Source organism: Candidatus Vagococcus giribetii (assembly GCF_017316185.1).
Lineage (GTDB): Bacteria > Bacillota > Bacilli > Lactobacillales > Vagococcaceae > Vagococcus > Vagococcus giribetii.
Genome location: NZ_JAFLVX010000011.1, coordinates 51,858 through 68,340 on the forward strand (window position 1 = coordinate 51,858; position 16,483 = coordinate 68,340).

Annotated in this window: 11 protein-coding genes and 2 pseudogenes; 3 read left to right on the plus strand and 10 right to left on the minus strand. The window is 33.9% G+C overall.

Annotation, left to right across the window (positions count from 1 at the left end; all coding sequences use genetic code 11):
• Nucleotides 1-22 precede the first annotated feature (22 nt).
• From DOK76_RS03470 to DOK76_RS03480, 3 genes are read right to left on the minus strand one after another with little or no spacing between them, the layout of a single operon-like run.
• Entirely contained in the window at nt 23-1,528 is a 1,506-nt protein-coding gene (locus DOK76_RS03470; protein ID WP_206965018.1) for a SpaH/EbpB family LPXTG-anchored major pilin, read from the minus strand.
• A complete protein-coding gene (locus tag DOK76_RS03475) occupies nt 1,521-2,582 on the minus strand; it encodes a SpaA isopeptide-forming pilin-related protein (RefSeq protein ID WP_206965148.1) in 1,062 nt (353 codons plus the stop codon). The genes DOK76_RS03470 and DOK76_RS03475 overlap by 8 nt, the downstream gene beginning before the upstream one ends.
• Nucleotides 2,583-5,330: a SpaA isopeptide-forming pilin-related protein gene (locus tag DOK76_RS03480; protein ID WP_206965019.1), complete on the minus strand. Its 2,748-nt coding sequence runs from the start codon at nt 5,328-5,330 to the stop codon at nt 2,583-2,585.
• A 341-nt stretch (nt 5,331-5,671) separates the two neighbouring features.
• Between DOK76_RS03480 and DOK76_RS03485 the strand changes: the two genes are divergently transcribed.
• Nucleotides 5,672-7,009: a helix-turn-helix domain-containing protein gene (locus DOK76_RS03485; RefSeq protein ID WP_206965020.1), complete on the plus strand. Its 1,338-nt coding sequence runs from the start codon at nt 5,672-5,674 to the stop codon at nt 7,007-7,009.
• 38 nt (nt 7,010-7,047) lie between these two features.
• Entirely contained in the window at nt 7,048-8,472 is a 1,425-nt protein-coding gene (locus DOK76_RS03490; RefSeq protein WP_206965021.1) for an AcpB/EbpR/MafR family transcriptional regulator, read from the plus strand.
• Between the two features lie 37 nt (nt 8,473-8,509).
• Here the strand turns inward: DOK76_RS03490 and DOK76_RS03495 are convergent, their stop codons facing one another.
• The 3 genes from DOK76_RS03495 to DOK76_RS03505 form a co-directional block, all read right to left on the minus strand.
• Entirely contained in the window at nt 8,510-9,448 is a 939-nt protein-coding gene (locus DOK76_RS03495) for a 2-dehydropantoate 2-reductase (RefSeq protein ID WP_206965022.1), read from the minus strand.
• A gap of 29 nt (nt 9,449-9,477) precedes the next feature.
• Nucleotides 9,478-10,530: a PTS sugar transporter subunit IIC gene (locus DOK76_RS03500; protein WP_206965149.1), complete on the minus strand. Its 1,053-nt coding sequence runs from the start codon at nt 10,528-10,530 to the stop codon at nt 9,478-9,480.
• Nucleotides 10,531-10,909: 379 nt separating this feature from the next.
• Nucleotides 10,910-11,851 (minus strand): 2-dehydropantoate 2-reductase, encoded by a 942-nt coding sequence (locus DOK76_RS03505; RefSeq protein ID WP_206965023.1) that lies wholly within the window; start codon nt 11,849-11,851, stop codon nt 10,910-10,912.
• Between the two features lie 178 nt (nt 11,852-12,029).
• Here DOK76_RS03505 and DOK76_RS03510 point away from each other — a divergent pair, with 178 nt between their 5' ends.
• A complete protein-coding gene (locus DOK76_RS03510; protein WP_206965025.1) occupies nt 12,030-12,926 on the plus strand; it encodes a LysR family transcriptional regulator in 897 nt (298 codons plus the stop codon).
• Between the two features lie 19 nt (nt 12,927-12,945).
• Here the strand turns inward: DOK76_RS03510 and DOK76_RS03515 are convergent, their stop codons facing one another.
• From DOK76_RS03515 to DOK76_RS03525, 4 genes and pseudogenes are all read right to left on the minus strand, one after another.
• Nucleotides 12,946-13,998 carry a PTS sugar transporter subunit IIC gene (locus tag DOK76_RS03515; RefSeq protein WP_206965028.1) on the minus strand — a complete coding sequence of 351 codons (1,053 nt, stop codon included), beginning with the start codon at nt 13,996-13,998 and terminating at the stop codon, nt 12,946-12,948.
• Between the two features lie 151 nt (nt 13,999-14,149).
• Nucleotides 14,150-15,094 (minus strand): annotated as a pseudogene (locus DOK76_RS03520) (dihydrolipoamide acetyltransferase family protein); the annotation flags it as partial.
• A gap of 183 nt (nt 15,095-15,277) precedes the next feature.
• Nucleotides 15,278-15,448 (minus strand): annotated as a pseudogene (locus DOK76_RS13325) (biotin/lipoyl-containing protein); the annotation flags it as partial.
• Nucleotides 15,449-15,472: 24 nt separating this feature from the next.
• Nucleotides 15,473-16,459 (minus strand): alpha-ketoacid dehydrogenase subunit beta, encoded by a 987-nt coding sequence (locus DOK76_RS03525; RefSeq protein ID WP_206965032.1) that lies wholly within the window; start codon nt 16,457-16,459, stop codon nt 15,473-15,475.
• Nucleotides 16,460-16,483 lie beyond the last annotated feature (24 nt).

Genomic DNA, 16,483 nt, shown 5'->3' on the forward strand with positions numbered 1-16,483 from the left:
TGCTCCAGCCTTTTCACTTGTTCTAAACTTCAGCGTCTACTTTTGTGCGACGGTACCAAACTAGAGCACCCATCATTAACACACTACCTACTACTAAGAACATATAAATTCCGTTACCACCTGTTGAAGGTAATAACCCTTTTTTAATATTTGTAATGGATAATACAACGTCTTCAAATTCACCTTTAGTCACATTAAATTTAACCGGCTCATTTAATAACGCATATCCTTCTGGAGCTTCATACTCTTCTACTGCATATGAGAAACCAGTTGGTAATTTTTCTGAATAAGTTAATCCTAATACCTCAAACTCACCTTTTGCATTTGATTCATAAGAAGTTGCTTCTGTTTTATTAGCTGTCCAAGTATAAGCACCATTTTTATAAGTTGCATACTCTGACACTTTACCAGCTGCATCTAATTTAACTAAATGGAATTTAGCACCTGCTAAATCTTTTCCACTTTTATCATCTACTTTTTTGAATTTCTTTCCACCAGTATACACTTTAGGTCCTTCAATGCTTGGATCAGATGGTTCAGGTGTTACACCGTTACCCACTTCTATTTTAGCTTCATTTCCAATACCAGTATCTAATGGCGCATCTTCTGTTAGCATTGCTTCATAGGTAATTGTTACTTTTTGTTTTGCTAATGCCTTTACTTTATCAGATTTTGTATTAAATTCAACTACAAAACCTCGACCAGATGAATCTTCTTTGACTGTATAGTCTGTGTTAAGAGCTAAGCCTTCAATTTTGATTGTATCGGCAAATGCTTTCATACCAATGTTTGGTGTATCAATTACTCGGAAGAAATCTTTGTCTTGAATGTTCCAAGGTAATGAAGCTGAAACTGTGTAATCAAAACGTTGTCCTTTTTCTACATTATAGATTGTTTGACCATTAATTGTAACTGCTAAGTCTTTTTTAGCTTTTTCTGTTAAGTCTTTTGTTAACATTGTTTGTTGTTCATTTTTAGGGTAAATATGGATAGATGTATTAATTTCATTTGTATTTTCTTTGTATATTGGCATTGTTAAAACAATTGGTGCTGCTTTTTCTTTAATATTAGCAGGTGAATTTGTTTCAACAAATAAATAAGTTGCATATTTATCACCATGTTTAATTGGTAAGTTTGAAAAAGTTGCTAAGCCATCTTCATTTGTTACTTGTTTGTTATTTGGTACTTCTACAGCGTAGCCTGGTACTTTTGAAGAAGCTACTGTATCATCAATAATCATTTGAGTAGCATCTTCAGCTGATTGATCTTTTAAGTTTTCTAAATATTGCTCAGAAACATCATACACTTCAAAGGTAACGTTAGCTAATGCTTTACCACCAAAATCTGACATTTCTTCTCCTGTATTTTGTTTATCTTCAGGGCGTTGTCCTTCATCGAATACTCGTTTGTGTAAATTAACTGAGACAGTTGACGCCTCTTCTGCAGATACTTCTGCTGGTAATAAACTAATTAATAATGGGAACATTAATACTAATACTGATAATAATTGATAGATTTTTTTATTCATTTTCTTTTCTCCTCTTTAATAATAGAATAGCAACGCTCATTAAAACCAAACCAACTAATCCATAGGACCAGACCTTCTCACCTGTTTTGGGTAAAAAGCTAGAACCTTTCGGTGTTTCTTTTATCGTTGTTTGTGTCTTAGGTGTTGATGTTTCAGGTGGATCTGTTTCTAACTCATTAATAACTCGAGGCTCACCTTTTTTGATAATATCTTCAGGTAAGACACCAGCCTCCGTTGCATGTAGAATGTGATTATTTAGGGTCATAACTCTTCCCTCTTCATTATCTTGAATAACTAGAGTAATTTGAGTCGACTCTTTTGAAATTTTGTAGCCAACTGGTGCCTTCGTCTCTTCAAAATAATAGGTTCCTTCTTCTAAACCAATGTCAGGCATCATAACAAGCCCTTGATCATCTGATTTAAATGAATAAGCCTGACTCCCATCTCTTAGAACTTGCCATTCAAGTGGGTCTAAATTAGTTAAGTAAACTTTTTCATGTGACTCATTAAATTGATAGAAAGCAAATTCAGCGTTAGCTAAGGGTTTTGCCTCTTTTTCACTGTATTTGAAAAAGTAAGGTAGTTGAGCCATGAAAACACGTTTCGTATAAATATCTAATGTAGGCTCTTCTAAATCATCAAACGAAATAAAGCTTGGTGAGACTTGATAAATATCTTTACCATTCACACCTTCTCTATCTGGTTGATTTTGAACCAATACATAATACATCTGTTCACCTAAAGCATTATGTCTTGGTAATGTAAATTCAGCCTTTTGACTTGCATCAACAATAACTTGCTTTACTTTGGGGGTTTTCTTTGTCGAAAGCCATTCTTTAGTCTTTTCAATGGATAGCTCTATTCCTAAATTCAAGGCTTTTTCGTAATCACTCCGAGAAATACCATAAATTGAAAAGGCTGTTCCTTCTTGTGAGTGGCTCTCATGGGTTAATTGTACCTTGACTTCATTTGGTGAAATTGCCTGAGTCTCCACTGGTATAAAGTAAAGCAGCCCAATACAAAGACTGATAAAAAACAGACATGCTCGTTTCATCTACTTCCACCCCCTTCGACGTTGAAGGAGATAATACCCACTTAGTAAAAGAGAGCAGCTAATGAAAATTGTACCGATTAAGAATGTTTTACCAGATCCAAAACCACCTGTTTCAGGTAACAGACCTCCTTGAGGTTGATTCTTAATAATCAAATGGAACTGATAGCCAGAAGATCCTTCAGATAAACTGACCATATTATCAAGAGAATCTTTTAGCGTCATATCACCTTTTGGCGAGATTTCAAACTCTATGATCCCGTGTAATTTTTTATACCCCGCAGGAGGAGTTATTTCTTCCAACTCATATTTCCCTGCCTCTGTAAATGTCAACGGAATTTTTCCTTGAGTATTACTTGTTATTGTTCTTTTTTGCTGAGGTGTTTTATCTATTCTTCTTAATTCAAACTCGACATCTTGTAGCCCCGTTCGATCAGAACCATCAATTTTTGAGACTAACAATTTAGTTTCCCGTCTCACAGTTACTTCTGCAGTCGGCTCTTGAGGTTTATCTGGCTCTTCTGGATTAGTCACAAGAGCTTTATTAATTTTCTTACCTTCACCAGCTTTTTCATTTACTTTGACATCAATAGTTATCTTTCCTTGTTCTCCACTTTTTAAGTTGGGAATTTTTAAAGAGAATGAATTTCCTTTAATCGTCCCTGCCGGCTTGTCATTCAAACGAAGATTACCTACGATATCAATTCCTTCAGGCATCGTATCTGATACATCGATTTCTTTAATCAGACTGTCCTTTACAGTATTCGTCACATTAATCTCATAACTAAAGGTTTCCCCAGGTTTCAAATCTGTTTTACTTGCCTTTTTTGTTGCCTTAAAATCTCCCTTAGGGGTATTAGTTACCTTAAATCCATTAAATGCATCACCCTCAATGATTGTTTCATACTGATAATTAGGTGGTGTCTCTCGGTAATGAATGGTTTCTTCTATTTTGTAGTCAATCGTTTTACCTGCCTCATCTAAAACAGGTTTTGCTTTAAAAGAAGCTTCTCTTTGAGGATCTTTTAAAGTCAATTCATCTACTTTTTTGCCATTAGCAAGTAAGCTAAACGTAATATCTGGTTTTTGAGCTTCATCTCCTAACCAAACTTTCTCTACAGGAATGTCTCGACTATTACTTTTAATAGAAGGAACTGCAAAACCTATTCCCTCTGGATTATTCGCATCAACTATATAAGTTGGTTTGTTAGCTGGGTAAAAATGACCATCTCTGTATTGCGGCTTTAATTCAACCTGATAGGTCACTCGGTAACCATTACTAGTATATTGATCACCAGCTAAACTTAAATTGCTAACACGTACTTGATTATTGCTTGTATCTATTTGCGCTTTTTTGGCGTAATCATCTACTGCGCCACTACTAACTGCCGTACTTACTAAATTATTATTAGAAAGTTTCAATTGATAATTTTTAACTGAGTCAGGTTTTAAGGTGACATACTCACTCATCTCATCAACAATTGTTCCATTACTAATGGAAGAAACCGAATCTTTAATTTGTGATTGTATTTCCATCATTACCTGGTTCAGTTCAGCTTCAACATTATCTTTCACTTTATAAGGGCCATTAGGACCAACTGTTTTTAACACATTTTCATAGCTGTCCACTTGATCACCAATACCGATTGCATATTTTTTTATTTTAGGATCTTGGTTGTATTTAGACTCTGTAAAGCCATTAAGGTTAGGATACCTTGTACTACCTTCTACCCCAGTCCCTTCAAATTTCGCCTTATTACTTAATTCATATTGATGAAGTCCACCAACTTGTTGAGCAGTTAAATTCATATCACCTATTCCGTTAAATCGCTGATTCCAATTATTCACTAAATCAAAACTTGGTGAACCATCGGTGATGAAAATAATAAATTTATTCGCATCAGGACGCGATTGATACTTTTGATTCGTTAGAAGCTCCATACCAGCTTCCACACCAAGAAAGGTTGGTGTCCCACCATCGGGAGAATTCCTAAGAATCGGGTGCGTTGTCATTAATGACTGATTATTAGTAAAATAAGTACCATCTCTATATTGAGCAAAATCTAAAATTGGTAAATGTTTACCAGTTGGTCGACCCCATCGATTTAATTCCGGTGTTGAAGAGAACGATGATAAGGCAAAGTTCACATCATAATTAGGATTCTCTAAAAAACTACTTGTAAAATAATCAAATGAGTCATTTAACACAGCCCATCTAGAAGGTCCGCTATAACTAACTCGTCCATATCGGTCAATATGTTTATTAATACCAAAATTCATACTGCCTGATTTATCAAAAACAAAAGCTACATCTATTTTTTCTTTCGTTTCTTTTTTGCCACCAATCACGTCTAATTGAACATCAAAGACATTTGGATTTTGAGTTGGCTTAACAATTTTTTTCGTATATACACTAGATTTTCGATTGTCATCACGATATTCATGATACCCACCTTCAAAAGAGCTTGATCTAAGAATTTGACTTGTTTTAGGTAAAGTTGCACCTGTAACAACGTCTGTCCCTCCATTTTGTGGCACACTAAAATTAAAGTTTTTAACACTTTGTTTATCGTTTCGATTACTAAAGTAATTAGTCCAATTCGTTGGATACGATGAACCAGGTGTACCGTCTTCTGAGTAATCAAAAGGATCTTGATAAGCACTCTCAGGTGCGAAGGAAACAGAAGGATAACAAAAGTAAACTAACAACCCTAATACACTAATCAAGCTAACTATTCTTTTACGATTCATCTTCTCCCCACCTTTTCACAAAGTTAAAAAAGAATACAAATTTGTATTCTTTTTTCATGTCAATAACTGTATTCTATACGCTATTGATTTTCATTACTCATGTCATAATAAATAAAAAAAATCATTTTAAATTTTAAAGGAAATTGTGAAATTTTCTGAAAAAACTTGAAAATTAAGGAGAATCGTTGTTTCTATGATTAATTATGAGAATAGCATTTTCAAATAACCTTAGTTTTTAATTTTTTTTGTTTTTATTTTGATTTCATGAGAAAATTGACGTATGATTTTTTTTCCTTTAAACTATTTATTATTCACTATGTTATGAAAGGGGTTTTTTTATTATGATGCCTATTATTGAAGATAGTATCCGTCGTAAAATACAATTAGTTGATAGTTTGCTCCATTCAGATGACTCCCTATCACTTGATGACCTAACCAAGTTTTTAGACATTTCTAAGTCTACTCTTCAACGTGATATTGAGCTTATTAATGAAAAATTCGCTACCTATATTCTAATTGAGCAAGACCTCAATCACGTTAGCATAGCAGACAAGAATGCTGAGAGTATTTACTACCTGGAAACACTATTACTTAATAGTTCTTCTAACATCAAACTATTAAGTGAGTTCATGCAAAACCCTTTTAATAAGGTCAAAACGTATGCTGATAAACTAAAAACTAGTGCCTCAAATATATATAAAACCATAAAAAAAATAAACGTTGCTTTAGCTCCCTACGATATAGAGATCATCAACGTTCAAAACAAATATTTTATTGAAGCGAAGTACGAAATAACCTTAAGACGTCTTTTTTCTGTCTATTGGTTAGAGATACATGACTACCAACCTAATCATTTTTTTAAGAATAATCAAGAATTTGAACGTGTCAAACAAACACTGACTATGGAATTACCCGCCTACTCAAAAATAACACTAACCCAAAATTACTATCATTCTTTTGTTTATTTATCGCTAATTAGAGAAAAGCAAGGTTTTTCTCTACAAAAAGCTCGATTTCCAGAAGAATTAACTAACAAAAATAGTCGGGAAATTATTTTAGACAGTCTTACTTATTCACCCTTTAAAGAAAATCCATTACTCAACAGTCGACGTTTAAATGCCTTAAAAGAGTTTTTAGAAGATACTTTTCACGATACAAATGATGCCTTACTTTTTTACGAATTTTTATTATTAATTTACAAAAACAAGCTAACTGATGAAATTCCAGCCCATTTATTTGTCAATAAATATCACTATTTCTATCAATCTTTAAAAAAGAATTCTCATCTTTTTCAACCTGTCGATAACTTGATTCAGCAGCTCGAAATCATCTTATCAGCAAATCTGTCTCAATATAGCACCCTAATCAGCTATGTCATAGTTGTTTACTTCCCTGAATTTTTAGAAGCAAAAGATAAAAAAACAGTTTATGTCTATAGTCAATTATCTACTTCTCATGGGCAATTTTTACAAATGCTTTTAGAAAATAAATTTAACAAACTGTATACCTTTATTGTAATCCAAGACAAATCCTTCATTAAAGAAAATCAAGATAATTTCTTATTTGTAACTAATGACAACTCTATCAAACTAGACAATAACTTTATTATTAATGACTATCCTAAAAGGATTGACTTGACTAATCTACAAAAAAAATTAAGCAATTTTCATTTTGCTTAGCTTGACGCTACTAGCCTGATCTTAAGGAGAGACCTTTTATGTTACACGTTTTAGACAACTACTCAGACCGTCTCATTACAATTTTACACGTCCTGTTCAAATCTGATGGTAAAATATCTTTCGATACTTTGTCTGATACTTTAAATATTTCAGAAAAGACATTATATGATGATTTAACCTTTATCAATGAAAACTGGGATGATATCATCGAAATTTCTTTATCAGATACTGATGAGATTTGCGCACCCAAAATGTCTATGAGTACTTTTTTAACCCTTCAATCCATGATTTTGTTAGATGCTGTTCCAATCAAAATTATCAAAGCTATCTTTTTTTATCCCAATGAAAAATTGAGCTTTTACTCCGAACACTTGCATTTAAGTGCTTCAACTTTTTATAAGTATGTTCACCTATGGAATGAAGACTTAAAGCGCTACAATATCAAAATTCAAAACACACAATCTAGCTACCAAATTATTGGCGATAATGAAATAAGTTTAAGACGCTTTTTTACCATTCTTTTTCTAGAAGTCTCTGGTTATTCATCTAAAGTCTTCTTAACACATGAAAAAAATGATTTTTTGAAAAATCGAATAAAAAATCTCTATGAACACAACAAAGAAGAGATTTCACAACTTCAGATTTCTTTTTACGCTGATCTTTACTATGTCTCTCTTCAAAGAGAGATTCAGGGATATAAAGTAGAATTACCTGATAATTTTACTGGTGATTATCTGCCCTTATGCGATTTTGGTAGAAGTGTATTGTCAACTCACTATAGTTCTTTAACGGAAGAAGATGTCTACCGAATTGAAGCATCTATTCTTATTTTAAGAACAAGCTTAAACAGTTATACCGATGAACATCTTGAAAAAACAATTCCAAACTTTTTAGATGACTTATACAATACCTTTCATATAAAAAAAGAAGATAAAGTCTATCATAAACTATTGACCTATTTAAAAGATTTATACATTAACAATCTTTTTGTGAACATTCCGTTTCACTTAATTAGTAATAAATATGTTTATTTTACGACTGAAGCTTTAAAAAATAATGCTTGGGCTATTTCAGAAATTAATTATTTAGTGGCTTCTTTATCCCTTCAAGCAAATACTAATTTTAATTATCATATTGATTATCTTATTTATATTTTCATCACCCAACTACCTGAGATAATGAAAAATAGAATTACCCAACACGTGTTAATTATTAGCTCTGACTCACAAGATCATGCTAAATTCTTATGTCGCATGATTCAAACCGAACTCAATATGGAGCCAGTTTCCTTTGAACATGTAGATTGCATTCATGAAAAAGACCTCCATAAGGTTGACTACAATAGTTATGAGCTCATCATTACAAATTCCATTGTGGTCAATCAAACAATCGATAGCCTGCTTATTAGTGGATTCCCTTCCTCTAAAGACATCCTGGCTATCAAAGATATCTTACTAACCTAAAAAAGATGCGGTCAATTAAATGACCACATCTTTTTTATTATTTAGCACCTAAAATTTCTTCTTTAGCATGAACTAATTGAGTTAAGAATGTACAATAGGGTGTTTCTACTCCATATGCAAGACCTTTACGAGCGATTGCTCCATTGATGTAATCAATTTCTGTTAAACGATTACTTACAATAAGATCTTGATACATTGAAGGGTGGTGTAAACCGATTGTTTCACGGTTATAACATGTTTTGATTTGCGCTAATACTTCTGGAATATTTAATTCTACGCCTTCATGTCTTCCAACTGCTGCAAATTCACTTACAATTGTTTCAACAATGCTATCAGCTACTTTTGTTTCACCAAAACTTGCCATGTTTGAATCTAAAATGGTACATAACCCATTCATTGTGCCATTGACACAAGCTTTTTTGTAAATTGATGCACGAATGTGTTCTGAATATTTAGCGTTTAAGTCTGCTTTATTTAAAACTTCAATCACTTCTTGAGCAGCTTTTTCATCATTTCCTAAACTTTGTAACTCTAATGAACCATTACCAAATAGTTTAACATGTCCAGGTCCTTCTAATCCTGCAGTCCACATTGTGTTTCCTAATAAAATGTTGCTTTCAGGAACGTATTTTTTAACAACGTCCTCATGACCAATTCCATTTAATAAACAAAGTACTTGAGTTGATTCGCCTACCATATCTTTTAAAGAATTCATCATGTTATCTAACTGCATTGCTTTTGTAAATAGAATAACTAAGTCTGCTGAAAAATCAACTTGGCTTAATTCATTTTGGTGAAAAATTGTCATTGGTTCTTTTATCTCTTCACCGTTGAAACTTCCTTGTAAACCGTTATTTTTAATTGAGTCGATATGATCTTGCCAACCATCAACTAAAATCACTTCGTTGTTTGTTTTGTGTAACATATAGCCAAAACGGCTTCCCATGGCACCTGCGCCTGCAATAATAATATTCATCTATTGGTCACTCCTAAATTGTTTTTTTATTATCCTTGATATTTAAAGACTACACTACTGTCGTATAATTTTAAAGTTTTTTCAAATAACATTTTTGAAACTAATCCCATTGCGATTGGCACAACAAACCAACAAATAACTAATAAGAAGAAGTTCAATCCTGCATCTAATGAAGCAAGTGGTCCTACTAAACCTACTAAACCAAATCCTGCTGAGTTTGGTGTTCCTGAAATGTTGAACATCGCTACTGGAATGGCTGAAACTGCGGCTGTTACTAAACATGGAATCAAGATCACTGGGTATTTGAATAGGTTTGGCATCATCATTTTCATACCACCTAAAGCGACTGCTAATGTTACCCCTGATTCGTTAACTTTCCAAGAGTTGATGACTAAAACGATTGTTGTTGCTGCAATCCCCATAGCGGCAGCCCCTGCTGACACACCATTTAATTGAATTGCCATACCGATTGCTACTGTTGTAATTGGAGAGATAATCAACGCTGCGAATGAACAAGCGATTAGAATACTTGCAATCACTGGTTGAAAATCTGTAAATGTATTAATTAATTTACCAATAAGTGCAGTGATTTGAGTCACATACGGATATGTTAACATACCGATTAATCCAGCACCTACACCTACAACAATTGGTAATGCAATAATTTCAGTTGAACCAAATTTGTTACCTAACCATAACATCATTAGGACTGCCACTGCAGCTGTTAACATAATATTGATAATATCCCCTGTACCTGCAGCAACAAAAGCTTTGATTTCTGGGTTGAATTTAATAACGCCAGATCCTGCAAAAGCCGCACCACCGACAATCATGATTTTTGGTGGTGTTAAGTCAAATTGTTTCGCAATTAAACCACCAATGATTAAAGCTGTACCAACTTGGAAAATAAGAGCTGCATCAATAATTTTTTGAATAATTTCAATATGGTTGAAGTATTTTAAAATTGCTCCTAAAACCGCATTTGGAATCAAAGCAACGATTGTACCTTGTGCTGTACCGGCTAATAATTTATTAAAAAATTCTTTTACTGTTAGTTTGTTTTCCCTTACTTCTGCTGACATAGTCATTCCCTACCTTTTTCATTATCTACTTTGAGATATTTTTCACTTGTTGTGTTAAAAAAATATAATAATGGCATTACTTCTTTTATTTAACTCTTTGATATTACTGCTTTAATCAACCTTTCTTAATTGTTTTTCTTTACATACTCACTATACAATTTTGTGAAATGAAATACAAATAACAAAAATTAATGGTGTTATTGATTTTTTTTATACCCTTCTAAAAAAAGCTTTAAAACAACGTTTGTTTTCTAAACTCAAACGAGTTACTGAAAACTTTCATCTTTTTTTAATGTTCATAAAGAAGTACCTTTATTTTTTGTGAAGAAACTAGATAATAAAAAGAGCTAATCTTTGATGGGATTAGCCCTTAAAAAAGCTATTTTGCTCCTAGAATTTCTTCTTTTCCATGAACTAATTGAGTTAAGAATTGACAGTAAGGTGTTTCAATCCCGTACTCTCGTCCTTTTCTGACAATAGCTCCGTTAATATAATCAATTTCTGTTAAACGATTATTGATAATCAAATCTTGATACATAGATGGATGATGAAGACCAATTGTTTCACGATTGTAACATGTTTTTATTTGAGCTAATACTTCTGGCACATTTAGTTCTGCTTTTTCATAAGCTGCAACTTGTGCAAACTCAGCCACAATGGATTCAACAATGGCATCAGCCACACTTGTTTCACCAAAACTGGCCATATTAGAATCAAGAATCGTACATAAGCCATTCATCGTTCCGTTGACACAAGCTTTTTTGTAGATTGATGATAAAATATTATCTGAGTATCTTGCATTTAATTTCGCTTCATTCAAGACTTCGATGACTTCATTAGCTGAAGATTTACCTTCTGTTCCAAGATTTTGTAGATCAATTGTTCCATTACCAAATAATTTGGCTTTTCCTGGTCCTTCTAGTCCAGCCGTCCACATGGTGTTTCCTAATAAAATGTTACTTAATGGTACATATTGTTTAATCACATCTTCATGTCCTATTCCATTAAGTAGACACAGAACTTTAGTTTGATCACCAACCATGCTTTTTATAGACTGCATCATCGCGTCTAATTGCATTGCTTTTGTAAATAAAATCACTAAATCAGCAGAAAAATTCAAAGTTTCTAACTCATTTTGATGATAGATCACAATTTTTTCAGCAATTTCTTCACCATTGAAGTTTGCTCTTAACCCATGTTCTTTTATAAGGTCAATATGTTCTTGCCAACCATCGATTAACACAACTTCATTTCCTGCTTGATGTAACATTAAACCAAAACGACTTCCCATTGCTCCTGCGCCTGCAATAATAATTTTCATATAAGTCACTCTCCTAATTTTTTTATCAAAAGTATTTTAATTAAAAACAAAATAAAGCAAAATAAAACACTGCCAAAACCTTAAAAACCCTTTGTTTATATGCTATAATAGAGTTTAGAAGTTATTAAAAATAATTAGATAACAATCGTTAGATAATACGAATGGACAAGGTGATTTGATGAATATTCAACAACTAAAATATTTTATTGAAATTGCAAATACAAAGAATTTATCCGCTGCAGCACGAAATTTATTCGTGACTCAACCAACTCTTTCTCTCGCTTTAAAAAAAATGGAAAGCGAGTTAGGTACATCTCTTTTTACTCACACCGACACACCATTTCAGCTAACCAATTCTGGTGTTTATCTGTTTGAAGAAGGTCAGCATATTGTTGATCAGTTCGATCAATTAATTACAGACATTCATAACATGAATAAAAACTCTTCTGAGAAAAAGAAAAAAATCAAACTTGGCATTACAACACTCTTTTCAGTACAGTTTATGCAAGAGATTTCCCAATACTTAGCCACTCACCCTCATGTAGACTTAGTCATTAAACAAGATGGCTCACCTTTTCTACAAGGACTACTCAATCAAGGTGAATTAGATATTGGCCTCATTTCATTTCCAAACCTTTACCCTGAAACCATTTCTATGGAAGCACTTGGTACCTCAACAAGAGGATATCATGTCTACGTAGTTGTGCCTGAGAAAAACCCACTTTCTAAAAAGAAAGAACTTACTTTTAAAGACTTAGAAGGTCAGCGATTCTCTACATTAACGACTAATTTTATGTTGGGTCGTCTACTTGTAGACCGTGCAACTGATTATGGTTACCAACCAAACATAGTTCTAAGAAATGATGATTTACAAGTGTTGCTTCATAGTGTGAATAAAAATGAATCAATTAGTATTCTACCAATTGAATACAAAGAAGTCGGTAAAAGTGATCAAGTCAAATGGATCCCTTTAATTGATAAATATGATTACTTCCCAATTGGGATCGCTCTTCGAAAAGACTATCATGTCACAAAAGATATTAAAGATTTCATCGAGATTATTAAGAACAATTAATAATCTCGATGTTTTTTTATTATCCTTGGTATTTAAAGACTACGTTACTATCATAAAGTTTTAACGTTTTTTCAAATAACATTTTTGAAACTAATCCCATTGCGATTGGTACAACAAACCAACAAATAACTAATAAGAAGAAGTTTAACCCTGCATCTAATGAAGCAAGTGGTCCTACTAAACCTACTAAACCAAATCCTGCTGAGTTTGGTGTTCCTGAAATGTTGAACATCGCTACTGGAATGGCTGAAACTGCGGCTGTTACTAAACATGGAATCAAGATTACTGGGTACTTAAATAGGTTAGGCATCATCATTTTCATACCACCTAAAGCAACTGCTAATGTTACTCCTGATTCGTTAACTTTCCAAGAGTTGATGACTAAAACGATTGTTGTTGCTGCAATCCCCATAGCCGCAGCCCCTGCTGACACACCATTTAATTGAATTGCCATACCGATTGCTACTGTTGTAATTGGAGAAATAATCAATGCTGCGAATGAACAAGCAATTAAAATACTTGCAATCACTGGTTGGAAATCTGTAAATGTATTGATTAATTTACCAATTAGTGCAGTGATTTGAGTCACATATGGATATGTTAGCATACCGATTAATCCAGCACCGATACCTACTACAATTGGTAGCGCTATTATTTCTGTGGAACCAAATTTATTACCTAACCACATCATCATCAGGACTGCTACTGCGGCTGTTAACATGATATTGATAATGTCACCTGTACCTGCTGCAACAAAGGCTTTGATTTCTGGGTTGAATTTGATAACGCCAGAACCTGCAAAAGCCGCGCCACCAACGATCATGATTTTTGGTGGCGTTAAGTCAAATTGTTTTGCGATTAAACCACCAATGATTAAGGCTGTACCAACTTGGAAAATAAGAGCTGCATCAATAATTTTTTGAATAATTTCAATATGGTTGAAGTACTTTAAAATCGCTCCTAAAACCGCATTTGGAATCAAAGCAACGATTGTACCTTGTGCTGTACCGGCTAACAATTTGTTGAAGAAAATTTTTGGCGTCATTTTTGGGGCCTGTTCTACTTGAGTCATGGCTAATTCCTTCTTTCACTTTTTCATATGACTTTAACTTTGAGAAAACATTCACTAGACACTGTACCAATTTATTTCATGACTATCCCAAGAGGCATAAATGTTATGCCTCTTAAGTATGTCATGACTAGTCAGTTTGTTGATCTAATGATTAGTAGATATCTGATTCACTTGAGAAACGAGCTAAGTTTTCTTTTACGTCTTTCAAGAATTTACCTGCTTGTTGACCATCTAAGATACGGTGGTCAATTGATAGACATAAGTTAACCATGTCTGCTGTTTTAAATCCGCCATCTTGAGTTGGAACAATACGTTTGTTGATTGATTCAACTTGTAAGATTGCTGCTTGAGGATGGTTGATAATACCCATAGAAGTCACTGAACCAATGCTTCCAGTATTGTTTAATGTAAATGTACCACCTTGCATATCAGCATTTGATAATGATCCGTTACGTACATCTGTTGCTAAACGGTTAATTTCTTTTGTTAAGCCTGCTAATGATAAGTTATCAGCATTTTTAATAACTGGAACAAACAAGTTTTCATCAGTTGTTACAGCGATTGATAAGTTAATATCGTTATGGTAGATGATGTTACCATCTTGCCAAGATGTGTTGATTTTTGGATTTTTCTTCATTGCTTGAATAACTGCTTTAGCAAAGAATGGGAAGAAACTTAAAGAGATACCTTCTTGTTTCTTGAAGTCATTTTTCACGCTGTTACGTAGGTTAACAATGTTTGTCACATCTGCTTCAACCATGATCCATGCGTGTGGGATTTCATTAACACTTTGAACCATTTTCTTAGCGATTGCTTTACGCACGCCATCAGCTGGAACGACAGTGTCATTTGCTCCTGCTGCTACTGGAGCTGGTGCTGCTTTTGGCGCTACTGCTGCAGCTGGTGTTGGTGCTGCTACTGGAGCTTCAACTACAACTTCTTCTACTGCTACTACTGGAGTAGTTCCAGGAACAAAGTTCAAGATGTCTTTTCTTGTAATACGACCTTCTTTACCAGTCCCTACTACTTCTGCTAAGTCAATTCCTTTTTCTTGAGCTAGTTTAAGAACTGCTGGAGAGAAACGTCCTGCTGCTTTTCCAGCAGGTTTTACTGGAGCCACTTTTGGTGCTTCTACTACTGGAGCAGGTGCAGTTGCTTCTGCTTTTGGTGCTTCTGCAACAACTTCTGCTACAGGTGCTTCTTCAGCGCCTTCAACTTCAAGAGTCATTAAAAGTGTACCAATTGGGTAATCTGTATCTAACTCTACAAAGATTTCTTTTACAACACCTTCAAAATCTGAAGGAACTTCTGTTGTTACTTTATCAGAAACCACTTCCATAAGTGGTTGGTATCTTTTTACTTTATCTCCAGGTTGTACTAACCAACCTACAACTGATGCTTCTGTTACACTTTCCCCTAAATGAGGTAGTAATACTTCTTTGATTGCCATAATTGACTTCCTCCTAAAACTTTTTTAAAACTCTGCTAATTCTCTCATTGCTTCTAATACTTGATCTTCATTTACTAAGAATTCTCTTTCAAGTGATAAAGCATATCCCATACTTGGAGCATCTGGTCCAGCTAAACGTTGGATCGGTGCATCTAAGTCAAATAAAGCATCTTCAGCGATCATTGCTGCGATTTCACTAATAACTGTTCCTTCTTTGTTATCTTCAGAAATTAATAAAACTTTACCTGTTTTCTTCGCTGCGTTTACTAATGTTTCTCTATCTAATGGGTATAAAGAACGAACGTCAACTACTTCAGCATCAATACCTTCTCCAGCTAATTTTTCTGCTGCATTAATGGCATGTTGTAAGACCATTCCATAACCAATAACTGTGATGTCGCTACCTTCGCGAACAACGTTAGCTTTTGTAATATCTACTACATAATCTTCAGTTGGAACTTCATCTTTTAATAGACGGTATAAGCGTTTATGCTCATAGAAGATAACTGGGTCATCAGATCTAATAGCTGCTTTAATCATACCTTTAGCATCATATGGATTTGATGGTGTTACAACGCGTAAACCTGGTTGTCCACAGAATAATTTTTCAGTTGATTGAGAGTGGTATAAACCACCACGAACACCACCACCATAAGGCGTACGGTAAACGATAGGAGCAGTCCAGTCACCTTTAGTACGGTAGCGCATTGTACGAGCTTCTGAAAGAATTTGGTTAGTTGCTGGTAAAATGTAGTCAGCAAATTGGAATTCACCAATCGCACGGTATCCACGAACACCTAAACCAACTGCTAATCCACCGATTAATCCTTCTGTTAAAGGAGTGTTAAAACATCTGTCATCTCCAAATTTTGCTGCTAAACCTTTGGTAACACCGAAAACGCCACCTTTTTCTCCACCAACGTCTTCTCCAAAGATAACTACTTTCTCATCACGAGCCATTTCCTCAGAAATCCCTAAGTTAATTGCTTCTAAATATGTCATTTCAGCCATTTTATTTCAATCCTCTCTTATATC